Annotated in this window: 20 protein-coding genes; 6 read left to right on the plus strand and 14 right to left on the minus strand. The window is 55.5% G+C overall.

What is annotated here, in order from left to right; translation table 11 throughout:
- Positions 1-16 precede the first annotated feature (16 nt).
- From ACKI5T_RS19425 to ACKI5T_RS19445, 5 genes are all read right to left on the minus strand, one after another.
- The gene (locus ACKI5T_RS19425; RefSeq protein ID WP_407439546.1) at positions 17-2,191 is read right to left on the minus strand and encodes a YgiQ family radical SAM protein; all 2,175 of its coding nucleotides are present in this window, start codon (positions 2,189-2,191) and stop codon (positions 17-19) included.
- 124 nt (positions 2,192-2,315) lie between these two features.
- Positions 2,316-3,728: a cell division protein FtsP gene (gene ftsP / locus ACKI5T_RS19430; protein ID WP_015960412.1), complete on the minus strand. Its 1,413-nt coding sequence runs from the start codon at positions 3,726-3,728 to the stop codon at positions 2,316-2,318.
- A 57-nt stretch (positions 3,729-3,785) separates the two neighbouring features.
- Positions 3,786-4,523, minus strand: coding sequence for a 1-acylglycerol-3-phosphate O-acyltransferase (gene plsC, locus ACKI5T_RS19435; RefSeq protein ID WP_407439548.1), 738 nt, complete (start codon positions 4,521-4,523; stop codon positions 3,786-3,788).
- Between the two features lie 123 nt (positions 4,524-4,646).
- On the minus strand, positions 4,647-6,905 hold the full coding sequence (gene parC, locus ACKI5T_RS19440) for a DNA topoisomerase IV subunit A (protein WP_407439550.1): 2,259 nt from the start codon (positions 6,903-6,905) through the stop codon (positions 4,647-4,649).
- 119 nt (positions 6,906-7,024) lie between these two features.
- Positions 7,025-7,432 (minus strand): YgiW/YdeI family stress tolerance OB fold protein, encoded by a 408-nt coding sequence (locus tag ACKI5T_RS19445; protein ID WP_059177503.1) that lies wholly within the window; start codon positions 7,430-7,432, stop codon positions 7,025-7,027.
- Between the two features lie 149 nt (positions 7,433-7,581).
- Between ACKI5T_RS19445 and qseB the strand changes: the two genes are divergently transcribed.
- The 4 genes from qseB to ACKI5T_RS19465 all read left to right on the plus strand — a co-directional run bounded on the left by qseB (position 7,582) and on the right by ACKI5T_RS19465 (position 10,615).
- On the plus strand, positions 7,582-8,241 hold the full coding sequence (qseB, locus tag ACKI5T_RS19450; protein ID WP_015960416.1) for a quorum sensing response regulator transcription factor QseB: 660 nt from the start codon (positions 7,582-7,584) through the stop codon (positions 8,239-8,241).
- Positions 8,238-9,584 (plus strand): quorum sensing histidine kinase QseC, encoded by a 1,347-nt coding sequence (qseC, locus tag ACKI5T_RS19455; protein ID WP_407439553.1) that lies wholly within the window; start codon positions 8,238-8,240, stop codon positions 9,582-9,584. Before qseB ends, qseC begins: the two co-directional genes overlap by 4 nt.
- A gap of 105 nt (positions 9,585-9,689) precedes the next feature.
- Positions 9,690-10,271, plus strand: a complete 582-nt coding sequence (locus ACKI5T_RS19460; RefSeq protein ID WP_059177500.1) for an NAD(P)H-dependent oxidoreductase — start codon at positions 9,690-9,692, stop codon at positions 10,269-10,271.
- A 29-nt stretch (positions 10,272-10,300) separates the two neighbouring features.
- Positions 10,301-10,615: a putative quinol monooxygenase gene (locus ACKI5T_RS19465; RefSeq protein WP_015960419.1), complete on the plus strand. Its 315-nt coding sequence runs from the start codon at positions 10,301-10,303 to the stop codon at positions 10,613-10,615.
- Positions 10,616-10,709: 94 nt separating this feature from the next.
- Here ACKI5T_RS19465 and ACKI5T_RS19470 read toward each other — a convergent pair whose 3' ends face one another.
- Genes ACKI5T_RS19470 through ACKI5T_RS19480 form a run of 3 tightly spaced genes read right to left on the minus strand, consistent with a single transcriptional unit; the run spans position 10,710 to position 15,044 of the window.
- Entirely contained in the window at positions 10,710-11,897 is a 1,188-nt protein-coding gene (locus ACKI5T_RS19470) for a glycoside hydrolase family 88 protein (protein ID WP_407439556.1), read from the minus strand.
- A 27-nt stretch (positions 11,898-11,924) separates the two neighbouring features.
- Complete coding sequence (locus ACKI5T_RS19475; protein ID WP_407439558.1) at positions 11,925-13,193, minus strand: oligosaccharide MFS transporter; 1,269 nt, start codon at positions 13,191-13,193, stop codon at positions 11,925-11,927.
- 33 nt (positions 13,194-13,226) lie between these two features.
- Positions 13,227-15,044: a DUF2264 domain-containing protein gene (locus ACKI5T_RS19480; protein WP_407439560.1), complete on the minus strand. Its 1,818-nt coding sequence runs from the start codon at positions 15,042-15,044 to the stop codon at positions 13,227-13,229.
- Between the two features lie 166 nt (positions 15,045-15,210).
- Between ACKI5T_RS19480 and ACKI5T_RS19485 the strand changes: the two genes are divergently transcribed.
- The gene (locus ACKI5T_RS19485; protein ID WP_407439562.1) at positions 15,211-16,050 is read left to right on the plus strand and encodes a helix-turn-helix domain-containing protein; all 840 of its coding nucleotides are present in this window, start codon (positions 15,211-15,213) and stop codon (positions 16,048-16,050) included.
- Here the strand turns inward: ACKI5T_RS19485 and ACKI5T_RS19490 are convergent, their stop codons facing one another.
- Genes ACKI5T_RS19490 through ACKI5T_RS19510 form a run of 5 tightly spaced genes read right to left on the minus strand, consistent with a single transcriptional unit; the run spans position 16,051 to position 20,732 of the window.
- Positions 16,051-16,938: a MurR/RpiR family transcriptional regulator gene (locus tag ACKI5T_RS19490; protein ID WP_407439564.1), complete on the minus strand. Its 888-nt coding sequence runs from the start codon at positions 16,936-16,938 to the stop codon at positions 16,051-16,053.
- Positions 16,935-17,882: an iron-siderophore ABC transporter substrate-binding protein gene (locus tag ACKI5T_RS19495; RefSeq protein WP_407439566.1), complete on the minus strand. Its 948-nt coding sequence runs from the start codon at positions 17,880-17,882 to the stop codon at positions 16,935-16,937. The genes ACKI5T_RS19490 and ACKI5T_RS19495 overlap by 4 nt, the downstream gene beginning before the upstream one ends.
- Before the next feature lie 11 nt (positions 17,883-17,893).
- Positions 17,894-18,946, minus strand: coding sequence for a FecCD family ABC transporter permease (locus ACKI5T_RS19500; protein WP_407439568.1), 1,053 nt, complete (start codon positions 18,944-18,946; stop codon positions 17,894-17,896).
- On the minus strand, positions 18,943-19,926 hold the full coding sequence (locus ACKI5T_RS19505) for a FecCD family ABC transporter permease (protein ID WP_407439615.1): 984 nt from the start codon (positions 19,924-19,926) through the stop codon (positions 18,943-18,945). Before ACKI5T_RS19505 ends, ACKI5T_RS19500 begins: the two co-directional genes overlap by 4 nt.
- Complete coding sequence (locus ACKI5T_RS19510) at positions 19,923-20,732, minus strand: ABC transporter ATP-binding protein (RefSeq protein ID WP_407439570.1); 810 nt, start codon at positions 20,730-20,732, stop codon at positions 19,923-19,925. Before ACKI5T_RS19510 ends, ACKI5T_RS19505 begins: the two co-directional genes overlap by 4 nt.
- A gap of 377 nt (positions 20,733-21,109) precedes the next feature.
- Between ACKI5T_RS19510 and ACKI5T_RS19515 the strand changes: the two genes are divergently transcribed.
- Entirely contained in the window at positions 21,110-23,251 is a 2,142-nt protein-coding gene (locus ACKI5T_RS19515; protein ID WP_407439572.1) for a TonB-dependent siderophore receptor, read from the plus strand.
- A 51-nt stretch (positions 23,252-23,302) separates the two neighbouring features.
- Here the strand turns inward: ACKI5T_RS19515 and parE are convergent, their stop codons facing one another.
- Positions 23,303-25,195, minus strand: a complete 1,893-nt coding sequence (gene parE / locus ACKI5T_RS19520; RefSeq protein ID WP_407439574.1) for a DNA topoisomerase IV subunit B — start codon at positions 25,193-25,195, stop codon at positions 23,303-23,305.
- Positions 25,196-25,206: the final 11 nt, after the last annotated feature.

Raw genomic sequence — 25,206 nt, forward strand, 5'->3', positions numbered from 1 at the left:
GGTGAGGGTATCAGCGTTAGCCGATCTTACGCTTCACGCTTTTCTTCGCACCCGCCGCACCATTCGAACGCTGATGCACAATTGGCGTATGCTTAGTGAGTGCCGGGCGCGTATGACGATTCTGACGACGCGCTTCGCGCATTTCATCCACCGTTGGCGCAGGCACCAGACAATCGCGGCGTGAACCAATCAAATGCTTTTTACCCATATCTTCCAGCGCCTGACGGATTAACGGCCAGTTTGCCGGATCGTGATAACGCAGCAGCGCTTTATGCAGACGGCGCTGTTTATCACCTTTAGGCACCACCACATCTTCACTCTTATAACCAATCTTACTCAGCGGGTTCTTGCCGGTGTAATACATGGTCGTGGAGTTCGCGAGCGGCGACGGGTAGAAGTTCTGCACCTGATCCAGACGGAAGCGGCGCTGTTTCAGCCACAGCGCCAGATTGACCATATCTTCGTCACGCGTACCGGGGTGCGCAGAGATAAAGTAAGGGATCAGATATTGCTCTTTGCCCGCCTGTCTGGAATAGGTGTCGAACAGCTCTTTAAAGCGGTCATAACTGCCCATGCCCGGCTTCATCATCTTCGATAATGGGCCTTCTTCGGTGTGCTCCGGCGCAATCTTCAGATATCCGCCGACGTGATGCGTCGCCAGCTCCTTGATATAACGAGGATCTTCTACCGCGATGTCATAACGCACACCGGAGGCGATCAGGATCTTCTTGATGCCCTTCAGATCACGGGCGCGGCGATACAGATTGATCGTCGGCTCGTGGTTGGTGTCCATATGCTCGCAAATGCTCGGATAAACACATGACAGACGACGGCAGGTCTGTTCTGCACGCGGGGACTTGCAGCGCAGCATATACATGTTCGCCGTTGGGCCGCCTAAATCGGAAATCACGCCGGTAAAACCCGGAACCGTGTCGCGAATGGCTTCGATCTCGTTAACAATCGACTCTTCAGAGCGGCTCTGAATAATGCGCCCTTCGTGCTCGGTGATCGAACAGAAAGAACAGCCACCAAAGCAGCCACGCATGATGTTGATTGAGAAACGGATCATCTCATACGCCGGAATGCGGCTATCGCCATACGCGGGATGCGGTACGCGTTTGTACGGCAGAGCAAATACGCTGTCCATCTCTTCGGTGGAGAGCGGAATCGCTGGCGGGTTGACCCAGATATAACGCTCGCCGTGCTTTTGCATCAAGGCGCGCGCGCAACCAGGGTTCGTTTCGTGGTGCAAAATACGCGACGCGTGAGCGTACAGTACTTTGTCGCCTTTCACTTTTTCGAAAGACGGCAGCAACACATAGGTTTTTTCCCATGGCTTAGGGCGCGGAGGCTGAACGACAACGGCTTTGGCCTCGGTCTTTTTCGGCTCAAGCGGTTTGTTATCCGCGCATGGCAGATCCTCACCGTACGGATGTGGGATCGGGTCGATTTTGCCCGGCATATCGATGATGCGGGAATCCACGCCACTCCAGCCCGGCAAGGCTTCTTTCACCATAATCGCGGTGTTGCGCACGTCGCGGATATTGCCAACCGGCTCACCCTGCGACAGACGATGCGCCACTTCTACCAGCGGGCGTTCACCGTTGCCGAAGATCAGCATGTCAGCTTTTGAATCCACCAGCACCGAACGGCGCACGGTATCAGACCAGTAATCGTAATGCGCGGTACGGCGCAAGCTTGCTTCGATTCCGCCCAGGATGACCGGCACGTCTTTCCATGCTTCTTTACAACGCTGGGTGTAAACCAAAGTGGCGCGATCCGGGCGTTTGCCCGCGACGTTATCGGCGGTGTACGCATCGTCGTGGCGCAACTTACGATCGGCGGTATAACGGTTGATCATCGAATCCATGTTGCCGGCGGTGACGCCGAAGAACAGGTTCGGTTTGCCGAGGCTCATGAAAGCCTCTTTGCTGTTCCAGTCCGGCTGGGCGATGATTCCTACACGGAAGCCCTGCGCTTCCAGCATGCGTCCACAAATGGCCATGCCAAAGCTCGGGTGATCGACATACGCGTCGCCAGTCACCAGAATAATATCGCAGCTGTCCCAGCCCAGTTGGTCCATCTCTTCGCGGGACATCGGCAGGAATGGCGCCGGTCCAAAACAGGCCGCCCAGTATTGGGGCCAGGAGAAGAGGTCTCGATCCGGCTGGATCAAGGATATTGCGCTCATAATGCTTCCGAAGAAAAAATAAACAAAGGGCGGGGATTATACGCTGGTTTGTGACGCAAATTGAAGGGGTATTGTTATCGGTTTTAACCCTCACCCAAAAGGGGGCGAGGGTTTTGAATTTGACTTATGGCGCAGGATTTACCAGCAGCTGCCCCACGGAGCCGCGATCCGCCATTTCCAGCGTCTGGCTGTGGAACAGGAACGGGAAGTGAGACCAGGAAGGCTGTCCGTAATAGACCAGCAGTTCGACCTGCCCGTCGACCCAGACGGTATCTTTCCAGCCCCGGTCTTCCGGGAACGGCATCGCCCCGTTGACGTTGCGGATCAGGAAACTTACGCCTTCAATATGGAATGCCTGGGGCATTTCCGCCCGCACCGTCCAGCGCTCCCACGTCCCCTGCTGAGCCGTGATATCAATGCGATTGATGTCCCACAGCGCACCGTTAATACCCGGATCGTCGCCCAGGCTGATGTCACGACTGCGAACCGGCGTACCGCTCATAATCTCTTGCGGCAGTAAACGCATCGGCAAACTGTCCGTCACCAGCGGCAACAGACCCGTTGGACGCAGCGTCAGCACCAGCGTTGAGACCAGAATGCTCGACGGCTCGAAGAAGCCACGGATGCGATCGACAATGCTCGCCGCCTCGCCGCAGGTAATGGACACTTCATCACCGTTAGTCATGTCGACGAGAATTTCGCGACGTTCACCCGGTGCCAGCGCCAGTTGCTTGACGGACACCGGCGCAGGTAAAAAGCCCTGATCGCCAGAAATCACATGCAGCGCGCGGCCATCGCTCATTTGCAGTAAATAACGACGTGAATTGGACGCATTGAGCAAGCGCAGACGAACCCAGCCGCGGGACACCTCGACGTACGGGCTTTGCGCGCCGTTGACCATCAGGATGTCACCGACAAACCCACCGCTACCGGGCTCGCTGTACTCCGGCGTACCAAAGTTATCCAGGCGCTTGTCCTGAATAATGATCGGGAAATCGTCCACACCGTAATGGTTTGGAATCGGCAGAGACTTGCTCACGTCATCTTCTACTAACCACATCCCGGCCAGGCCGTTATACACATGTTGCGCGGTGCGGTTAGGGGTATTTGCGTGGTACCACAGCGTGGAAGCGCTCTGACGAATTGGCAGAACCGGTGCCCAGTCGGCGCTCGGCGTCATCATGCGTGCTGCGCCGCCAATCAATGGGCCTGGTACCTGCAATCCGCTGATTGTCATGGCGACATTTTCGGTCAGACGGTTGCTGTAAATCAGCTTCACGTCGTCGCCGTTCCAGACGCGAATGGTCGGGCCAAGATAACGGCCATTCACGCCCCATACCGCCGCGCGCGTCCCCTGGGTGAAAGACCAGTGCGAACGCTGCATTGTCAGAAAAAGGGGCTGACCGCGACGGGATTCGAGCAACGGCGGAATGGGCAGCGGCTGTTGCTGCCCGGCGGCGTTGGCTGTCAGCGGAACCGCGCCGGCACAAAGGGCGATTCCGGAAGCCTGAATAAACTGACGCCGACTGAATGACATATTTGCTCCATGTAAAACGGCTAACTGCACGGGAATTCGTTTTCCCTTTAATCCGGCTTAAACCTTACCGGCGGCTTCTCTCTCAGCGACTTCTTTGTCAAGCTCGGCGATTTTTTGCGCCATCAGCTCACGGCAATGAGCGGCCAGTTCGCGAACCTGATCTTTGCCATATTTGCTGGTATCAACCGGCGGCAGCATTTCGACAATCACGAGTCCGTTATTCCAACGGTTAAGATTAATTTTATTAGAGGTATTAGAAACGCACACAGGAATAATCGGGACACCGGCCGCAATGGCAGCATGAAACGCACCGGTTTTGAATGGCAACAGTCCGCGACCACGGCTGCGCGTCCCTTCAGGGAACATCCAGATAGAGATTTTGCGTTTCTTAAAATGACTCACCACTTCTGCGATGGTGCTGTGCGCTTTAGCACGGTTGTTACGGTCAATCAGCAAGTTACCGGTGAGCCAATACAGCAGGCCGAAAAACGGGACCCATAGCAGGCTTTTCTTACCGACAGTCACCGTCGGTGGCAGCACGATGCCGGCAGCAGTCACCATATCGTAGTTATTTTGATGATTTCCGATATAGATGGCGTTACCGAAGTGTTCTGCGCCCTCTGGCAGGCGATTTTCGACCTTCAGGCCAAACAGCGGCGCAAGATGACTGAACAGGCGGCCAAACGTCGAAACGTGCTTTGGATTACGTGGACTGAAGAGGCAGTAAATGCACCCGAACACGCAGACCAGAATGCAGTAGATAACAGCAAGAATTAAGCGAACAATTAATAGCATAGCGACCTCAGAAGCCCTAACGGCTGACAATTATACTTCAACTGTCGCCGGGTAAGGATTTTGTTTTTTATATCGGAAATTTTAGCGAGAACCCCCTTCTGAGCAGAAGGGGGAGAAGCTCGTTTACTCTTCGCTGTCGCCCGATTTTTCACGGTTCGGGGAGTCAATTTCCACGCGGTCAATCCGTTGCAAACCACGCATCAGCGAACCACGACGTCCACGTTCGCCGACCACTTTTTGCAGCTCTTCCGGACGCAGTTTGATTTTGCGCTTGCCAACATGCACCGTCAGCGTGCTCTGCGGCGGCAGAATGAAGAGATGCGCCAGGCCATCTTCGCCTTTTGCCGCTTCTGCTGACGGGATGCTGATGATCTTGTTGCCCTTACCTTTCGACAACTGCGGCAGATCGCTGACCGGGAACATCAGCATACGGCCTGCGGCGGTGATCGCCAGCAGCATATCGCTGTCGTTCTCAATCACCAGCGGTGGCATCACATGGGCGTGATCCGGCAGGCTGATCAGCGCTTTACCGGCACGGTTACGCGCCACGAGATCGTTAAAGGTACAGATAAATCCGTAGCCTGCATCAGACGCCATCAGCAGTTTCTGCTCTTCGCCTTCCATTAGCATATGGTCAACCGTTGCGCCCGGCGGCAGCGTCAGCTTGCCGGTAATCGGCTCGCCCTGCCCACGCGCAGAAGGCAGCGTAATCGGATCGATAGCATAGCTGCGCCCGGTGGAATCGATAAACACCACCGGCTGATTGCTCTTGCCTTTCACGGCAGATTTAAAGCTGTCGCCCGCTTTGTAGCTCAGGCCTGGCGCGTCGATATCGTGGCCTTTGGCGCTACGTACCCAACCGCTTTGCGAGAGAACAATGGTCACCGGCTCTGACGGCAGCATATCGTGCTCGTTCATCGCCTTCGCTTCTTCGCGCTCGTGCAGCGGAGAACGACGGTCATCGCCAAACGCATCGGAATCGGCCTGCAGCTCTTTCTTCAGCAGATTGCTCATCTTGCGCTCGGACGCCAGAATCGCCTGCAACTGATCGCGTTCTTTTTCCAGTTCGTTCTGCTCACCGCGGATTTTCATCTCTTCCAGCTTGGCGAGATGGCGCAGTTTCAGCTCAAGGATCGCTTCGGCCTGGGTTTCGCTGATGCCAAAACGCGACATCAGCGCGGGCTTCGGCTCATCCTCAGAACGAATAATTTCGATCACTTCGTCAATATTCAGGAACGCCACCAGCAAACCTTCAAGAATATGCAGGCGCTTAAGGACTTTTTCCAGACGATAGTTCAGGCGGCGGCGCACGGTATCGCGGCGGAACGCTAGCCATTCGGTCAGGATCTCCAGCAGGTTTTTCACCGACGGACGACCATCCAGACCAATCATGTTCAGGTTGATGCGGTAGCTTTTTTCCAGATCGGTGGTGACGAACAGGTGGTTCATCACCTGCTCCATGTCCACGCGGTTAGAACGCGGGACAATCACCAGACGCGTTGGGTTTTCGTGGTCGGATTCATCACGCAGATCGTCCACCATCGGCAGCTTTTTGTTGCGCATCTGCGCAGCAATTTGCTCCAGCACTTTGGCGCCCGACACCTGATGCGGCAGCGCGGTGATCACCACGGCACCGTCTTCTTTGGTCCACACCGCACGCATGCGCACGGAGCCACGCCCGTTCTGGTAGATTTTGCGGATTTCAGCCCGCGAGGTGATGATTTCGGCTTCGGTCGGATAATCCGGGCCTTGCACGATATCCAGCACGTCGTCGAGAGTGGTGTTCGGTTTTTCGATAAGCGTAATCGCCGCTTTCGCCACTTCGCGCAGGTTGTGTGGCGGAATATCCGTCGCCATCCCCACGGCAATACCGGTGGTGCCGTTCAGCAAAATGTTCGGCAGACGCGCAGGCAGCATTTTCGGCTCCTGCATCGTGCCGTCAAAGTTTGGCACCCAGTCGACCGTGCCCTGGCCCAGTTCACCGAGCAGCACTTCTGCGTATTTGGATAAGCGCGATTCGGTATAACGCATCGCGGCGAAGGATTTCGGATCGTCCGGTGCCCCCCAGTTTCCCTGGCCATCGACCAGCGGATAACGGTAAGAGAATGGCTGCGCCATCAACACCATCGCTTCATAACAGGCGCTGTCGCCGTGCGGATGGTATTTACCGAGAACGTCACCCACGGTACGGGCGGATTTTTTGAATTTCGCGCTGGCGCTCAGGCCCAGCTCTGACATCGCGAAAACGATGCGACGTTGAACCGGCTTCAGACCATCGCCGATAAACGGCAGTGCCCTGTCCATGATGACGTACATGGAATAGTTCAGATAGGCGTTTTCAGTGAATTCATGTAGCGCGAGGCGCTCTGCCATATCGCTCATTAAATGTCATTCCTCAACTCAGAAACCTGTGGGTTTCAGGCAATATTGCCGCAGATACTACCCTATCTGGCGAGTTGAGTCACAAAGAAAAAGGGCCGCAGAAACGACCCTTTTTGACATTATTTGTTCAGCTTGATGACCTGTTTGACGTCGATTTCAAACTCGTTCCACTCTTTATCGACTTTACCCTGAATTTCGACTTTATCCTGCGGGCTGATGGTCTGACCGTTCCAGCGTTTATGGTCAATTTCGACATTCACCGTGCCGGTGGTATCGCGGAACAGGTAGCGGTCGTCAGACAAGCGCTCGGTGATGTTCCCGCGCAGTTTGACCCAGCTGTCGTCCTTCTGATCTTTCACCTTCGCCGCCGTGGTGAGATTGGCGTCGTTATCCACGAACCCACCCTGCTGAGTTTGCGTCTGGGTCTGGGCCGGCGTTGCCGACGGGCCGTTGAATCCACCTTGCGCGGCAAACACAGGGGCGGTGGTCATCATCATGATAGCGGTCATCGCTGCTAATTTTTTCATCGTTATCTCTCCCTTTACGTTGTTTAGAACTCCATTAAACAGCGTAAACCTTAACAACTTCTTAAGGGGGAAATTTAAATTTTTTTACTGTACAGCAGAGGCTTACTGGGGGTTAACTGCTCTTTAACGGCAACCTCATGGAGGAAATAATGCGCATTTTACTGGTAGAAGATGACAAGCTTATTGGTGACGGCCTCAAGGCCGGGCTGACAAAAATGGGCTTTAGCGTTGACTGGTTCACTGACGGCGGCACCGGTAAAACCGCGCTCTATTCCGCCCCCTATGATGCGGTCGTGCTGGATCTCACGTTGCCGGGCATGGATGGCCTCGATATTCTGCGCGAATGGCGCGAAAAAGGGCGCAGCGAGCCGGTATTGATTCTCACCGCGCGCGACGCGCTCTATCAGCGCGTCGAGGGGTTACGCCTGGGGGCCGATGACTATCTGTGCAAACCCTTTGCCTTGGTGGAAGTCGCCGCACGACTTGAGGCGCTGGTGCGACGCAGCCACGGTCAGACCCGAAGTGAATTGCGCCACGGCAACGTGACGCTGGACCCGGTGAGTCTGGTCGCCAAACTGGACGGCGAAACGCTCCCCCTCAAGCCGAAAGAGTTTGCCCTGCTGGAACTGCTGATGCGCAACGCGGGCCGCGTGTTGCCGCGTAAAAACATCGAAGAGAAGCTGTACACCTGGGATGATGACGTCTCCAGCAACGCCGTCGAAGTTCACGTACATCACCTGCGTCGCAAACTTGGCAGCCATTTTATCCGCACCGTCCACGGGATCGGTTACACCTTGGGTGACGTATGAAACTGACGCAACGTTTAAGTTTGAAATTACGCCTGACGCTGCTTTTTTTAGTGCTGTCTTTGGCCGCCTGGCTCGCCGCCAGCGTGGTGGCGTGGCAGCAGACCACGCACAAGCTCGATAAGCTGTTCGATACCCAGCAGATGCTGTTCGCAAAACGTCTGCTGACGATGGACATCGACGAACTCAACGCCCCTGCCCGCATGCGCGAAGCGCCCAAAAAGGCCAAACACGGGCATCTTGACGACGACGCGCTGGCCTTCGCCATTTATTCCACCGACGGCAAAATGCTGCTGCACGATGGCGAAAATGGTCAGGATATTCCGTATGACTATCGCCGTGATGGCTTTGAAAACGGCCAGCTCAACGGTGACAACGACGCGTGGCGGTTTCTGTGGCTGACGGCGCCCAACGGCAATTACCGCATCGTGGTTGGCCAGGAGTGGGAATATCGCCAGGAGATGGCGCTGGATATCGTCACTTCACAGCTCACGCCCTGGCTGGTCGCGCTGCCGCTGATGCTGTTACTGCTTATCGTCTTATTAAGCCGCGAGCTACGTCCCCTGAAGCGCCTGGCGCAGTCGTTACGCCAGCGCGCGCCGGATGCCACGGAAAAACTCGCCACCGACGGCGTACCAACGGAAGTGCGCCCTTTGCTCGACGCGCTAAATCACCTGTTTGACCGCACGCAGGAGATGATGACGCGCGAGCGGCGTTTTACATCCGATGCCGCGCATGAACTTCGTAGTCCACTGACGGCGCTGAAGGTGCAAACCGAAGTGGCGCAGCTTTCGCTCGACGATCCCGCTGCGCAGCAAAAAGCGCTCGCGCAACTGCACACCGGCATCGATCGCGCTTCGCGTCTGGTGGATCAACTGCTCACGCTGTCACGCCTGGATTCGCTGGACAATCTCGATGACATCGAAGCGATTCCGCTGGCCGATCTGCTGCAATCCGCGGTGATGGATATTTACCATCACGCCCAGCGCGCGGGGATTGAGGTCCGCCTGAATATTCACACTCAGGTGACCCGTTCCGGTCAGCCATTGCTGCTGAGCCTGCTGGTCCGCAATCTGCTGGATAATGCCGTACGCTATAGCCCGCGCGGCAGCGCGGTGGACGTCACGCTTAACGTCCAGAGTTTTACCGTGCGCGACAACGGCCCGGGCATTTCCCCCGATGCGCTGGCGCGAATTGGCGAGCGTTTTTACCGTCCGCCAGGCCAGGATGAAACCGGTAGCGGCCTGGGGCTGTCAATTGTCAAACGTATCGCCACGCTACACGGTATGCGCGTTGTGCTTGCCAATGCTCGGGAAGGCGGCTTTGAGGTGACGGTGAGTTGGTGACTCATTATTGCGTCAGAAGCAAAAGACTTTACACATTTTGCTCATTTCACCGCATCGTTGTTACGGGTAAAATCGTGACCAATCTCACAAGACTGAGGAAAACGAATGAGCAATATCCTGATTATCAATGGCGCGAAAAAATTCGCCCACTCTAACGGCCAACTGAACGACACCCTGACCGAGGTCGCGGATGGTTTCCTGCGCGACGCCGGACACGATGTTAAAGTCGTGCGTACCGACGGCGATTACGACATTCAAGCCGAAGTGCAGAATTTCCTGTGGGCCGACGTCATCGTCTGGCAGATGCCGGGCTGGTGGATGGGCGCGCCGTGGACCGTGAAAAAGTACATGGATGATGTGTTTACCGAAGGCCACGGATCGCTGTACGCCAGCGACGGGCGCTCCCGTTCCGATGGCGCTAAAAAATACGGTTCCGGCGGTCTGCTGCACGGCAAAAAATACATGCTGTCTCTGACCTGGAATGCCCCGCTGGATGCCTTTACCGACGAAGATCAGTTCTTCCATGGCGTGGGCGTTGATGGCGCTTATTTGCCATTCCATAAGGCCAATCAGTTCCTGGCGCTGGAGCCGCTGCCGACGTTTATCGTGAATGACGTGATTAAAATGCCCGACGTGCCGCGCTATATCGCCGAATATCGCAAGCATCTCGCCGAGATTTTTGCTTAACTGGTAGCCTGTCATCAGGAGAAATGATCATGTTAACTGTTATTGCTGAAATCCGTACGCGTCCAGGCCAACATCACCGCCAGGCCGTACTGGATGAGTTTGTGAAGATTATCCCGGCTGTATTGAAAGAAGAAGGCTGCCACGGCTATGCGCCGATGGTGGATACCGCCGCGGGCGTGAGCTTCCAGACCACCGCACCTGACTCCATCATAATGGTTGAGCAGTGGGAAACCGTGGCCCATCTGGAAGCACATCTGCAAACGCCACACATGAAAGCGTGGGGCGACGCGGTGAAAGGTAACGTTCTGGAAACGCATATCCGTATTCTGGAGCAAGGGGTTTAAGTTCCCCTATCCCTCTCTCCTAAGGAGAGAGGGAACTGCCCGGAGCCTTCTTATCTCTCTCGCCCCTTTGGCGAGATGGCCGGGGTGAAGGAAATTACCAGTACAATTTCCAGCTTTGTGTAAACCGCACCAGCGCCTCGACGTAGAAATAATCCCCCCAGCTTGCGCACTCATCCACGCCTTTATCGCTCGCCAGATGGTAAACCGAGTGCTTAAGCAGACCATTGCCCTTCTCGTCTTTCCCCATCAGATAGTGCTTTGTCAGCGAGGACATAATGCCCTTCGCCCATTCCAGATACCGTTCACGATCCGGATCGGTCGCAGGCAGGTGTTTGACCAGTTCCAGCAGGCCGCACACCGCAATCGCCGCCGAAGACGAATCACGCAGCGCATCGGTGCCGACCAGCGCCAAATCCCAATGACAAACGCCGTCTTGCGGAAGTCGATTGAGGAAATAGTTCGCCAGTCGTTTCGACAGGGCAATCATCGTGTCGTCGCCGGTATAAATGTAGCTCAGCAGAAAACCGTAAATCCCCCACGCCTGGCCGCGCGACCAGCAGGAGTCGTCGGCGTAGCCCTGCTGCGTATTGCCATAACGCGGCGCTCCAGTTTTGACATCCATATAATAGGTATGGAACGTTGAAGCATCTTCGCGGATCAGATATGTCGCTGCCTGCATAACGTGAGCTTTGGCGGCATCGGCAAAGCGCGGATCGCCCGTCTGCTCGGTCGCCCAGTACAGCAGGGGCAAATTCATATTGCAGTCGATGATCATCCGCCCGGCCTGCTCGGGATCGGACAGATCGCCCCACGCCTGGATGATCCTGGCTTTATCATGGAAACGCTCAAGCAGCGCTTCTGCCGCCAGAAGCGAAAAGCCGCGCGCCTCACGGTTGCCGGTCAGACGCCAGTCCGCCACGCACGAGAGCGTATAGAGGAAGCCCAGATCGTGGGTATTCGTATCGTGACGACCGGCGATGCGCAGACCAAAAGAGCGGGTGTGCTTCTCAGCCATCGCACGGAATTTTTCGTCACCGCTCATCTCCCACGCTAGCCACAGTTGCCCGGTCCAGAAGCTGGTTGTCCATTCGACGTTTTCAGTCAGCGGATAAAATCCGTCTTTGCAGGTCTCCGCCGGGAATTGTTCACCGAACTCCGTTAAATGACGGCTAATCAGTTCGAGGACATGCTGGCGTGCCGTGCTTAATTCATCCCTAAATGCATGTGCATTAACGGGGGCGGGAATATCGGCCAGACGTTCCTCTGTGATATGACTTAACATATTTCGGTTCCTTCTTTGACGGCAAAATTATCGAGATGGATTCTGTTCTGCTACAGAGATTGCAGATGTGCCGCGCCATTTGCTTTGGCAGGCGGATAACGTAAAGGCAGAGATCAGCGTAAAGGTCAGCGCCGTTGCGCCCATAATAATATAGGTCTGTTCAAATCCGATGCGGTCATACATATATCCCGCCGGTGAAGAGATCACCACATTTCCGACATACAGCATCGCCTGATAGCCCAATAAATACATGGTGGCGTTTACACGTTTATCGAAATGCTCGGCGATATATTTAAATACCGACACCAGCAGCAAACAGATTTCCAGACCGTATAAAGGCTTGAGAATGGAAATTAATAAGTGGGAATCGCACAGGCCGGAAATAATCAGACGTGCACCAACGATTAATCCGACAATCAATAAGCCGCGCTTGGCACCGATAAAGTTCACGAACAGCGGAATCACCATATACATGACAAATTCCATACCCGACTGAACCGTGCCGAGGTAGCCGAATACCGCGTTGCCCTGATGCACATCGTCAAAGAAAGTGACGAAGTAGCGCGAGAACTGCTGCTCGGCGATAAACATCATCCACGCCACGCCGGCAACATACAGGCAGAAGGCCCAAAACTTACCGCTACGCAGCAGCGCGAAAACATCCGCAGGGGCAATTTTCTCTTTGGTCAGCACGTCACCGGCATGTGCGGAGTTAGTGTTCACTTTCAGGTTCAGCAGGACAATGAGCATGATCACTGACGCCACGCTGCCCAGAATAAAATTATACGCAGGCGAGAGGTTAAACAGCAGGCCAGAGAACGACGACGCCACCGCCCAGCCAAGTGAACCCCACATGCGAATCTGACCAAACTCCATGCCATTTAGACGACTGAAACGATCGGAATAGGATTCGCACGCCGCCACGCCCGCGTACCAGGCAAAGCTTAAATAGAGCGCGCCGATAATAATGCCCAGCATCGTGTTGGACATTAACAGCGGCTGATAGACATAAATAAAGAACGGTGCCATCAGGGCCGACATCGCCACTACAAAATATAGCAGGTATTTACTCATCCCGATCTTATCGAGAATGTAGCCGTAGATCGGTTTTAAAATAACGGAGAAAATACCGTTAACTGCAAATACCGTCCCGATAACCGATCCGCTGAGATTGGCCTTTTGTCCGAGCCAGATCGCCAGCAAACCAATACTTGCCGACCACGTAAAGAAATAGAGAAAGATAAAGGTACTGATTTTGTAATATTCGGTTCTGTTATTCGTTGATGTATTTTCCATACTATCCTCGCCGAAATATAGGGTGCCAGAGTGTTATAAAAAGAATGAGAGCTGACGTTTATTATCAGGGTCACGAATAACGACCTGATCGGTATTGATTTGAAGCTGCGGGATCTCCGCTATTTTGTGCGAATCGCCGCACGCCATAACCGCGCAGCACAGCCAGCTTTCCCCTTGCGGGAGGGTAGTGCTGAGTACCGGAATTGCGGCGCATTCAGCAAACATAATGCTGCTGTTTGGCGGCGTGACGACGGTGTCAGGTTGACGTGTGACGGCAGGCGACAGATCGGCAATCACGCTGCTGCCGTTAACTGCCGAGAGAAAACATCCGCGCGCGGTCAGCTGCGGCTGCGTCTTCATCACTGCAAAGCCCCCTTCCACTGCCTGTAAAGTCCTGGCGCTATTCACCCGATGCAGACGGATATGCCACGCGCCAAATGGCACCAGCCAGGTGTCGATATGAACGTCTTGCCATGGCGACCAGCGCGAAAAAATCCCATTTTCGTCGACGCGTACTTCCGCGCATTCCCGACGTCCGCGGTAGTAATTGTCGCCATCGGATAACAGCAGCATAGAGTCGCAGGCCGCGTGTTTAAGGCCGTAACGCCCGCGCTCAATCGTGAAGCCGAAGCGGCTGGAGTAGGCGAATTTGGTGTATTTCGCGTCGGTATTCACATAGTTGTTCAGCTCAAGCTGCCCGGCGGTGAGCATCGTGACGTGCTGCGAATCATCGGCGTGCATCAGGATTTGCTGCGCGTGTGAAATAACGCGTTTCTCGGCCAGCGCTGGCAGCGGTTGTTCTTGCGCTTGCCAGAACGGATGTTCCTCCGGCAGCGCCAGAATCAGATACGTTTTCAGCGCCCAATACGGAGAGCCTGGCGAGTTGTAATCTTCGCACATCGCCAAATTGGGATAGGCAAAGCCGAGCGTCAAAACGCCGTCGCGATCGAGGATCGGCTGCTGCTGCCACCAGCGAAGATGGCGCAGGATAATGCCTTTTACGATGCCCGGCGTGAACACATTTAGGCCGGAAAAAGCGACGGCGCTCCAGAACGCCACCATCGCAAAACGATAGGTCAGGCTGCGGCCAAACGGCACCGATGCGCCGTCGGCGCTAGACATATAAATGAAATCTTCGGCGAACTGACGCGAACGCTCACGCAGCACCGTTGCCCTCTCCTCGTCGCCGCTGAGCGTGGCGTAAATCAGTCCATAAAAGTGAAACGCCATTGAGATGTAGTAATCTTTTGGCCGCCCCGGGCCATCGGAATACCAACCATCGCCGAGGTAATAAGCGTCCATCATGGCGAAGCGGCGATCGATCGCCACCTGATCAAACGGCAACCCGGCGCGTTTAAACCCCAGCTGAACCATAATGGCAAAATAGTTCCAGTTACTGTCCGGCATTTGCGCGTCGGTTATCTGATTGAGCCACGCGTGCAGGTTCATCACCTCGCGCTCGGTGAACAGGGCGGTGAGTTTTTCCTGCAACAGCGACAACCCAAGGCCGTACGATGCCATCTCGACCAGGCGCTGATCGTAAGGTTCTGTTTCGCCCCAATAGCCTGCGCTTTGCGGATCGGTCCCCTGCTTGATGGCCGCGATGTATTTGTCGCTAAACGGCGTGATGTCGCCCGCTGCCATCAGCGGAAACAGCCCCCACAGCACGCGCGACAGCCCCTCCATCTGCGCCACGTCGGTGGTGTAGTGCGCGCAGGTATCGCCCAGCGAAAAGCGCGAACTCCCCGCCGGAAATTGCTTATCCACTGCACCCAGCATCGTATTGAATTCCGCCACCACGTCCTGACGGGAAGACAACGGATTTGATGTTTCTTTGTTTGCCGCCCACATACGCTTTCCCTCGTCATCATCTGCGGCAAAGAATAGTGAATCCATACACCGTAGAAATGTTAGCCACGTCACAGCGGCGAGAGATCAATAAACCCACAGTTGAGAAAATTTAAAAAGGTGGTTTATAAAGACGAACAGAAGGGCAAAAGTTGAGTTTTATTGCACTATGCGTGAGATGCCAAAATCCGACCATCTGGAGCTGATTACCCTAAATGACACGATCGTGTCGTTCAGTCGGCTATTTGCCAATACGGTGCGGTATCACCACTGGCACCAATGCCTGGAAATTCTCTATGTGGAAGAAGGGTTTGGCGTGGCGATTGTCGATAATCGTCATTACACTATGCGCCCTGGACGGCTGTTTTTCTTCCCGCCTTTTACCCTGCACAAAGTCATGGTCGATGAGCAGGCCGAAGCGATTTATCGCCGCACGATTATTCATCTCGATCACCATGCGGTTCTGAAAGTGCTGCGCGATTTTCCGCAGACGCAGCAGCGGCTGCAAAAACTGTCCCGACGCGGCGGTGAAGCGTGGGTGGCGGATATGGCAGATTGTCATTCCCATATTCATCATCTGTTTAGCGGCTACCATCCACCGTTAACCAGCGAAAGTGTCGCCAGCCTGATCATCAGTCTGTTTGCGATGCTGCCGGATGATAATGACGGCGCGCCCGGCAGCAGCCACGGCATTGCCAGTCAGGTCATGTTCTGGCTTGATGAACACTACCAGCAAAAATTCAGCCTCGATGCGCTGGCTGGCGAGTTGGGAAAGTCCCGCAGCTACGTCTCACGAAAATTTCATACTGAAACGGGCGAGAAAATCCATGATTACCTGAATACACTGCGGCTGCGAAAAGCCTGCGAATGCCTGCTTCACAGCAATGAGAGCGTGCGGGATATCGCCACGCGGGTGGGTTTTTCGGACGTGACGTATTTTATTAGCGCCTTTAAAAAGGGCATTGGTGAGACGCCCTTGCAGTACCGGAAGAACCATCCTGGCGCGTGATCAGTTACTCTTTTTACCCGGCTTCAATCCGCGGTGTAATTCATTGATGCGCTTTATCGATTTAATGCTGCGCTGCGGCGTGGTCGAGGCGACCGACAGGATGATCATCTCCAGACACAGAAGCACCGTGCCGTGCAGAGGAATTTTGCCTTTCTCGCCGCCGCGTGGGACGTGAATCACGACGTTTGCCTCTTTGCTGAAGCGCGAATCCAGAGCGTTCGTGAGCAGGATCGCGGGAATGCCCAGCCGTTTCGCCTCGCGCAGCGTGGTTTGCCCTTCCCGGTGCGCGGATTTCTGCGCCATCATCACCAGTACGTCGCCGCGCTGCAGCTCAATAAGCTGTTCAGCCAGCCCGATTCCCGTGCGGTTAAGCGCCGTAGCCGGCAGCCCCATTCGACTAAACATGCGCGCGGTGTATTCCGCCAGAACACCCGATGCGCCAATGCCAAAAATGGCCACCTGGCGCGCCTCACTCAGCAGCGCCACCGCTTGCGCCATGGCGAAGCGATTGTTTGGCTCTGATAACACCTCGCAGGTATGTTGATGGCCTTCCAGCACAAAATCGATGCTGGAATTGACGTCGCTGGTCAGGATATTGACCGTGGTCGAGATCTTTTCACTGGCGCTGATCGCCGGTCCAAACCAGTGCTCAAGCGTACTTTTCAGATCCCGCAGTCCGGCAAAACCGAGCGCCTGAATCGCTCGCACCACGGTGGCATCGGAAGTTTTCAGCAGCGCCGCAATCTCCATCGCCGTTTGTTCCATCACCGCTTCACGGTTCTCATTGATGTACGTGGCGACCTGATGCAGACGAGGCGTCAGCTGGTGTGCGCGGGCGCGAAAGCGATCGCCATAGAGATCCACACGCGATTTATCTTTGCGGATCATTTCGCCTCCGGAAGCGGGCGGCCCGCGATTTGCGATTGCACTTGCGCTGCCATCAGCCCCAGCGAAGCGAAGGAGTTAGAGATCGCCTCTTCACGGGAAATCAGGACGTAATGCCCGGTACGACAGGCAGTGAGGAACTGGCACCAGCCAGGCATCACGGTTTCCATGGCCGCCAGTTCGTCCTGCGGTTTGCCACCTGTGTCGCCGCGCCACGTCGCAAAGACAAAATCGGCGTCCAGCTCCGGCAAACGCTCGGCGCTCACGTCAATACGGCCACCGTCCGGAATGCTGTCGATAAGCGGCGGGAAGCTGAATCCGGCATCACGCAACACGCGGCCCAGCGAGTGATAGCTGTGCATGGCGGTGATTTTTCCCTGGTTGGCCTGAATGACCGAAACGGAGATCTTCTGGGTGCTTATCGTCGCTTTCAGCGCGTTGAGTTGTTCCTGATAGCGACGCTCCAGAATGCTCAGTCGCGCCTGCGTGCCGGTCAGTTGCGCCAGCTTGCGGTAGATTTCCGGTGCGCCGCCGTCGAGATGATCGATGCTCACCGTGGGGGCGATCCGCGCCAGTTGCTCAATCGGCGTGTTCCGCGTGGGTTCGGTGATAATCAGATCCGGTTTTGCGGCAGCAATGGCTTCTATGTCGATATCCGCTGTGCCGATAAATTTGATGTCGGAATTATCAAAATCGACGCCCGTTAACATGCCGCTGGAGCGAAGAAAATGGCTGCCGTCAGGACGCGTGCGTCCGTGGCTGGCGATGGGCGGAACACCGAGTTCGATCAGCGGGATCGTGATGTCGAGATCGTGTAACGACACGATCCGTTTCGGGTGGACGGGGACCTGCACCGCACGACCTAAATCATCCGTAAATGTCTGCACATTTTCAGCTGCGCTGACGGAAAACCCCGCCAGTAGCAGCAGGGAAAAGAATAAACGCATAACGCCCCCGGTTAAAACCTGTCCCGACGCTGCCAGAGCAGCACCAGGAAAAACGGCCCGCCAATCAGCGAGACAATGATACCGGCGGGCAATTGCAGCGGCAGAAAAGCCAGCCGCCCAAGGTTATCCGCCAGCAAAACCAGCAGCGCGCCTGATACCGCACTGCCCGCAAGCAGTGACGTCTGGCCGCCGCGTAGTAAAAATCGTGTCATGTGCGGGGCGATTAACCCCACAAAGCCAATACTTCCCACGCAAGAGACGCAGGCGGCCGTCAATAACACCGGTGCAATCACCTGCAGTAACGCCAGTCTGGCGGGGCGCACACCAAGCCCGGTGGCGGCCTGATGACCCAGAAGCGAAACGTCGGTCGCGCGCGCGGTGAACAGCAGGAGCGCAAACGCCGGAAGTGCCCAGCCTGCGGCAACGCTGACCAGCGTCCAGTTGGCCGCATGCAGGCTTCCGGCCAGCCACAGCAGCGCGATCTGCACGTCGCGTACGTCGGCGGTGGTCATGAAAACACCCATTCCGGCGGCAAATGCCCACGACACGCCAATGCCGATCAAAATAAAGCGCGGGCGAGAGATATCGCGGGCGAGCAGCACGACCAAAAGCGCTGTCAGCAGCCCACCTGCCATGCCTATCGCTGGACGCCAGATAACGCCCAGCGCCGGGAACTGGAAAATCAGCAGTAAAACCGCGACGCTACAACCCTCTTTCACGCCAATCAGCCCGGGATCGGCGAGGCCGTTACGGGTTACCGACTGCATCGCCGCCCCCGCAACACCCAGCATAGCTCCGCACAGCAGCGCCATCAGCAAGCGCGGCAGACGAATATCCTGGACGATATAACGCGCATCAGCACTGAGCGCATCGGGGTAAAAAAGCCCACGTCCCATCGCCGACGCGGGAATAGGCAGCGAGCCGTGAGTAAGCCCAAACAGCATCATCCCCAGACAAAGCAGGACTAGCGCCCCCAGCAAAAGGAGCGCTTTAGGACGAACGACAGTCGAAAATCTGCCCAGACGTAGAGGCCTGAGGCCTGCGCGAAGAACCGCTGGCTTCATTTGAACATTCTCGTCGCCATGAGGATAAACACCGGCGCGCCGACCAGGGCAGTGACTACGCCGGTCGCCAGTTCGTGGGGCGCAAACAGCGCACGGGCGGCGATATCCGCCAGCAATACCACCAGCGCACCGCAGCACGCTGACAGCGGCACCATGACGCGCAAATCAGTCGACACCAGACGGCGGATAATTTGAGGGACGACCAGGCCAATGAACCCTATCGGCCCGGCAATCGACACCGCCGCACCGCAGAGCAACGCAATCGCCAACAGGCAGAGGAGACGCGTGCGCAGCAGCGAGACGCCCAGGCCCTGCGCCATGCGATCGCCGAGCGCGAGCATGTTCACAGAAGGTGCAAGCGCAATCGCCAGCGTCAATCCAGCCGCTGCAACCCAGGCGGCAGTCTGGAATGTCGCCCAGTTCACGCCCGCCACATCACCCGCAAGCCAGGTGCGCATCGAAAGCAACGTTTGCTCATCCAAAATTAAGACCGCCGCGGTAATGGATGATGCAAACGCCGAAATCGCGACGCCGCATAGCGTCACTTTCATGGGCGTTAGCCCGCTTCGCCCGGCAGAAGAAAGGGTCAAGACCAGCAGAAATAATGCCCCCGCCCCCGCCGCCGCAATCAGCGGACGTCCAACGGGGAACGTCAGCCCAAGCGCGCTGGTCAGCACCACCGCCAGCGCCGCTCCCGCGTTCAGCCCCAAAATATGCGGCTCGCCAAGAGGATTGCGGATCACCGCTTGCAGCAGTACGCCCGCCACGCCCAGCGCTGCACCGGTCATCAGAGCCGCGAGCAGGCGCAACAGGCGCAGATTGATTATCACGTTGTGATCGAAGTTGCGCGGATCGAACGCGAGAAACGCCTGCGTAACGATCTGCGCAGGGATAAACCGCGCGCCAATCCCAAGATGCAAAATGGCCCCCGCCAGCAGCAACGCGATGAAAACAACAGATGCCAGGCTAGTGCGCATCAGGCTTTTCCTGCGCGGCGAAACGGCATAAAGAACGGTTTGCCCGTCACGGGATTGATCGACATTTGCACGTCGACATCGAATACCGCTTTGATCAGCTCCGGCGTACACACATCGTCTTCATTCAGCACGCTTTGCACTTTCCCTTCGCGTAAAAAGACCAGCGTATCGCCGTAGTTCACCGCAAAGTTGAGGTCGTGCAATACCACAATGACGGTGCGCCCGTGATGGCGAGTTAAATCGTGAAGCAGTTCCAGAATCTCGACCTGATAGCGCAAATCGAGATACGTGGTTGGCTCATCGAGAAGGATGTACGGCGTTTGTTGCGCCAGCGCCATGGCAATCCAGCAGCGCTGCCGCTGGCCGCCAGAGAGGCTTTCAACAGGCAAATGCGCATATTCCTGAGTGCCGGTTAAACGCAGCGCCCCTTCGACCGCCTGCTCGTCGGCGTCGGTCCACTGGCGCATAAAGTTTTGCCATGGAAAACGTCCGCGCGATACCAGCTCAAATACCGTTAACCCTTCGGGCAAGAGCGGTGACTGCGGCAAAATGCCCAGCCTGCGCGAGACGCTTTTAGTGGGTTGTTCATGGATGCGCTTTCCCTCGAGCAATACCGTGCCGCCCATGGGTTGCAGCAAACGCGCAATGGTGCTGAGCAGGGTCGATTTACCGCATCCGTTCGCCCCAACCAGAACGGTCATTTTTTCAGGTGGAATGGTGAGGGAAATGTCATCAACGATGATTTTCTTCTGATAACCAGCAGAGAGATTATCGACAACCAACCCCTGCTCTGTCGCGTTTTGAGCCACGTGTGCCAACTTAATAAAATAACAGACAAATAAAAATAAAACTCATTCTCTTTTGTGAGTTTGCCGTTGCGCCATGTAGTAGTCAAGAGGATAAACACCATAAAAAAACCAGGGGTAATATGCGAATAACCGCTCAATACAATATGAATTAACCTATTAATTTACATTAACTTAACCTCAATCATTGCGATAAATATCCGGTATAACTTTCCTGTAGCCGTTTTTCTCATTTTTCCATTTACTACTACATCTCACCATGATTGAATGATTCTCAATTACATACCCGATACCACTCAGGCAAACGGGTAGCGCTTTACGGGCAATGAAACACAGCTTCACCCGCGAGCATTCGCAGGGTATTTCGGGATAAAAATTAAATGGTTAAGTTCACACCTTCCTTCTCTGGAGTAAAAGGGCGCGCGCTCTTTTCACTGCTGTTTATTGTGCCTCTCGCGCAGGCGGCAGAAAATAAAACAACGAAAGACGGCGAGACGTTAACCGTCATTGCCGATCCCAATGCTAAAACGGAAGCGACCAACGGTTATCAACCGCTGAACACCTCCACCGCCACGCTCACCAACATGCCGATGCTGGATATCCCGCAGGTGGTGAATACCGTGAGCGATAAGGTGCTGCAAGATCAGCACGCCACTACCCTCGACGAAGCGCTGTACAACGTTAGCAACGTGGTGCAAACCAACACGCTTGGCGGCACGCAGGATGCGTTTGTTCGTCGCGGCTTTGGCGCTAACCGTGACGGTTCGGTGATGACCAACGGTTTGCGCACCGTGCTTCCCCGCAGTTTTAACGCCTCGACCGAGCGAGTCGAAGTGCTGAAAGGCCCGGCATCGACGCTGTACGGCATTCTGGATCCCGGCGGGTTGATCAATGTCGTCACCAAACGCCCGGAAAAAATGTTTGGCGGATCGATCTCCGCGACGTCCACCAGCTTTGGTGGTGGCACCGGGCAGTTTGATGTGACGGGCCCGATTGACGGAACCCGTCTGGCGTATCGCCTGACGGGTGAATACCAGAATGAAGATTACTGGCGTAATTTTGGCAAAGAGCGCAGTACCTATATTGCTCCGTCGCTGACCTGGTTTGGTGATGACGCGACGGTCTCGGTGCTTTACTCCCATCGCGACTATAAAACGCCATTCGATCGCGGGACTATTTTCGATCTCAATACCAAGCAGCCCGTTAATGTCGATCGCAAAACACGTTTCGACGAACCGTTTAACATTACCGATGGTGAGTCCGATCTGGCGCAGTTGAACGCCGAATATCGCCTTAACAGCAAGTGGACGGCGAAATTCGATTACAGCTTTAGCCAGGATAAATACACGGATAACCAGGCTCGCGTGATGGCCTATGATGCATCCACCGGAAATCTGACTCGACGCGTCGATGCGACACAAGGATCGACCCAGCGCATGCATAGTACTCGTGCGGATCTGCAGGGCAACGTCGACATTGCAGGGTTTTATAACGAGATCCTGACCGGCGTATCGTATGAAAATTACGATCTGCTGCGCACGGACATGATCCGCTGTAAGAACGTTAAGGGCTTTAATATCTACAACCCAACGTATGGCGATCTCAGCAAATGCACGTCCGTTTCCGCGTCCGACAGCGACCAGACCATTAAGCAGGAGAGCTATTCGGCTTATGTGCAGGATGCGCTTTATCTGACGGATAAATGGATCGCGGTGACCGGGCTGCGCTATCAGTCCTATACGCAATATGCCGGTAAAGGCCGTCCGTTTAACGTCAATACCGAGAGCCGCGACGACCAATGGACGCCGAAAGCAGGCCTGGTTTACAAGCTGACGCCATCGGTGTCGTTGTTCGCAAACTATTCCCAGACGTTTATGCCGCAGTCATCCATCGCCAGCTATATTGGTAACCTGCCGCCTGAAACGTCTAATGCCTACGAAGTGGGTGCCAAGTTTGACCTTTTCGATGGCATTACTGCCAATATTGCGCTGTTTGATATCCATAAACGCAACGTGCTGTATACCGAAAGCGTGGGAGATGAAACGGTCGCCAAAACCGCAGGCCGCGTGCGCTCGCAGGGCGTAGAAGTGGACGTGGCGGGGTCGCTGACCGAGAACACCAATCTTATCGCCAGCTACGGTTATACGGATGCGAAAGTGCTGGAAGACCCTGATTATGCAGGCAAACCGCTGCCAAACGTGCCGCGACATACGGGCTCCCTGTTCCTGACGTACGACATTCAGAATGTGATCGGCGGAAATACGCTGACGTTGGGCGGCGGCGGGCATGGCGTGAGCCGTCGCTCAGCCACCAATGGCGCGGATTATTACCTGCCGGGTTACGTTGTCGCAGATGCGTTCGCCGCGTATAAAATGAAGTTGCAGTATCCGGTGACGCTGCAGGTGAACGTAAAGAATCTGTTTGATAAGACCTACTACACATCGTCGATTGGCACCAATAATCTGGGGAACCAGATTGGCGATCCGCGCGAAGTGCGGTTTACGGTGAAGATGGACTTCTGAAGATGGATTTCTAAGGATAAAAAAAGCCCTGCATCGCAGGGCTTTTTGACATCAGGCTTCGATGTCGGCCATATCGCCTTTTTCCTGTAGCCAGTTGCGTCGGTCTTCCGAACGCTTCTTGGCCAACAGCATATCCATCATGGCATTGGTTTGCTGCTCGTCCTCATCGCTGATAATCAGCTGAACCAGACGACGGGTATTGGGATCGAGCGTGGTTTCGCGCAGCTGCAAGGGGTTCATCTCACCCAGCCCTTTAAAGCGCTGGACGTTCGGTTTGCCCTTTTTGCGCTTAAGCTGCTCCAGCACGCCCGCTTTTTCTTCTTCCGTCAGCGCGTAATAAACCTCTTTGCCGAGATCGATACGGTAGAGCGGCGGCAGCGCAACGTAAACGTGGCCGTTTTTTACCAGCGTGCGGAAGTGTTTCACGAACAGCGCGCACAGCAGCGTGGCGATGTGCAGACCGTCGGAGTCCGCATCCGCGAGAATACAGATCTTGCCATACCGCAGTTGGCTCAGATCGTCACTGTCTGGATCGATACCGATCGCCACCGAAATATCGTGTACTTCCTGAGAGGCGAGCACCTCATCGGAAGAAACTTCCCAGGTGTTCAGGATCTTACCTTTCAGGGGCATGATCGCCTGGAATTCACGATCGCGCGCCTGCTTGGCGGAACCGCCTGCCGAGTCCCCTTCGACGAGGAAAAGCTCGGTGCGATTCAGATCCTGCGCGGTGCAATCCGCCAGTTTACCCGGCAGCGCCGGCCCACTGGTGAGCTTTTTACGCACCACTTTTTTCGCAGCGCGCATACGGCGTTGCGCGCTCGAGATTGCCATTTCAGCCAGCATTTCGGCTGTCTTTATGTTCTGATTCAGCCACAGGCTGAATGCGTCTTTCACCACACCGGAGACAAACGCGGCGCACTGACGTGAGGACAGACGTTCTTTGGTCTGCCCGGCAAACTGCGGATCCTGCATTTTCACAGACAATACGTACGCGCAGCGATCCCAGATATCTTCCGCTGACAGCTTCACGCCGCGCGGCAGAATATTGCGGTATTCGCAGAATTCGCGCATCGCATCCAGCAGGCCCTGACGCAGGCCGTTGACGTGCGTCCCGCCCTGCATCGTGGGGATGAGGTTAACGTAGCTTTCGGTCAGCAGTTCGCCGCCTTCTGGCAGCCATAGCAGCGCCCAGTCGACCGCTTCGGTGTCACCCGAGAAATTACCGAGGAACGGTTTTTCCGGCAGCGTTGGCAACCCATTGACCGCCTCGCCCAGATAGTCATTCAGACCGTCCTGATAGCACCAGCGCTGCTCGCTGTTGTTGACTTCATCTTTAAAGGTGATTTCAACGCCGGGGCACAGTACCGCTTTCGCTTTCAGGATGTGCGTCATGCGTGTGACAGAAAAACGCGGGCTGTCGAAGAAGCTTTCGTCCGGCCAGAAATGCACGCTGGTACCGGTGTTGCGTTTACCGCACGTCCCGATGACCTGTAATTCCTGAACTTTATCGCCGTTTTCGAACGCAATGTTATGCACCTGGCCGTCACGGCGGACGGTGACTTCCACGCGCTTAGACAAGGCGTTAACCACGGAGATCCCCACGCCGTGAAGGCCGCCGGAGAACTGGTAGTTTTTATTGGAGAATTTACCGCCCGCATGCAGACGGCAAAGGATCAGCTCAACGGCTGGAACCCCTTCCTCCGGGTGGATGTCGACCGGCATGCCGCGTCCGTCGTCAATCACTTCGAGCGACTGATCGGCGTGCAGAATGACGTCGATGCGTTTGGCATGACCCGCCAGCGCTTCGTCCACACTGTTATCAATCACTTCCTGGCCCAGGTGGTTTGGGCGCGTCGTATCGGTATACATCCCCGGGCGGCGGCGAACCGGCTCAAGCCCGGTGAGGACCTCAATGGCATCAGCGTTATAGGTTTGCGTCATGATTTAACTAG

It is taken from the genome of Lelliottia sp., from assembly GCF_045627565.1.
Taxonomy (GTDB): Bacteria; Pseudomonadota; Gammaproteobacteria; order Enterobacterales; family Enterobacteriaceae; genus Enterobacter.

Excerpts from the sequence above, each read along its gene's own strand:
- ACKI5T_RS19425 (WP_407439546.1), bottom strand. The coding sequence starts at position 2,191 with ATGAGCGCAATATCCTTGATCCAGCCGGATCGAGACCTCTTCTCCTGG.
- ftsP (WP_015960412.1), bottom strand. The coding sequence starts at position 3,728 with ATGTCATTCAGTCGGCGTCAGTTTATTCAGGCTTCCGGAATCGCCCTT.
- plsC (WP_407439548.1), bottom strand. The coding sequence starts at position 4,523 with ATGCTATTAATTGTTCGCTTAATTCTTGCTGTTATCTACTGCATTCTG.
- parC (WP_407439550.1), bottom strand. The coding sequence starts at position 6,905 with ATGAGCGATATGGCAGAGCGCCTCGCGCTACATGAATTCACTGAAAAC.
- ACKI5T_RS19445 (WP_059177503.1), bottom strand. The coding sequence starts at position 7,432 with ATGAAAAAATTAGCAGCGATGACCGCTATCATGATGATGACCACCGCC.
- qseB (WP_015960416.1), top strand. The coding sequence starts at position 7,582 with ATGCGCATTTTACTGGTAGAAGATGACAAGCTTATTGGTGACGGCCTC.
- qseC (WP_407439553.1), top strand. The coding sequence starts at position 8,238 with ATGAAACTGACGCAACGTTTAAGTTTGAAATTACGCCTGACGCTGCTT.
- ACKI5T_RS19460 (WP_059177500.1), top strand. The coding sequence starts at position 9,690 with ATGAGCAATATCCTGATTATCAATGGCGCGAAAAAATTCGCCCACTCT.
- ACKI5T_RS19465 (WP_015960419.1), top strand. The coding sequence starts at position 10,301 with ATGTTAACTGTTATTGCTGAAATCCGTACGCGTCCAGGCCAACATCAC.
- ACKI5T_RS19470 (WP_407439556.1), bottom strand. The coding sequence starts at position 11,897 with ATGTTAAGTCATATCACAGAGGAACGTCTGGCCGATATTCCCGCCCCC.
- ACKI5T_RS19475 (WP_407439558.1), bottom strand. The coding sequence starts at position 13,193 with ATGGAAAATACATCAACGAATAACAGAACCGAATATTACAAAATCAGT.
- ACKI5T_RS19480 (WP_407439560.1), bottom strand. The coding sequence starts at position 15,044 with ATGTGGGCGGCAAACAAAGAAACATCAAATCCGTTGTCTTCCCGTCAG.
- ACKI5T_RS19485 (WP_407439562.1), top strand. The coding sequence starts at position 15,211 with ATGCGTGAGATGCCAAAATCCGACCATCTGGAGCTGATTACCCTAAAT.
- ACKI5T_RS19490 (WP_407439564.1), bottom strand. The coding sequence starts at position 16,938 with ATGATCCGCAAAGATAAATCGCGTGTGGATCTCTATGGCGATCGCTTT.
- ACKI5T_RS19495 (WP_407439566.1), bottom strand. The coding sequence starts at position 17,882 with ATGCGTTTATTCTTTTCCCTGCTGCTACTGGCGGGGTTTTCCGTCAGC.
- ACKI5T_RS19500 (WP_407439568.1), bottom strand. The coding sequence starts at position 18,946 with ATGAAGCCAGCGGTTCTTCGCGCAGGCCTCAGGCCTCTACGTCTGGGC.
- ACKI5T_RS19515 (WP_407439572.1), top strand. The coding sequence starts at position 21,110 with ATGGTTAAGTTCACACCTTCCTTCTCTGGAGTAAAAGGGCGCGCGCTC.
- parE (WP_407439574.1), bottom strand. The coding sequence starts at position 25,195 with ATGACGCAAACCTATAACGCTGATGCCATTGAGGTCCTCACCGGGCTT.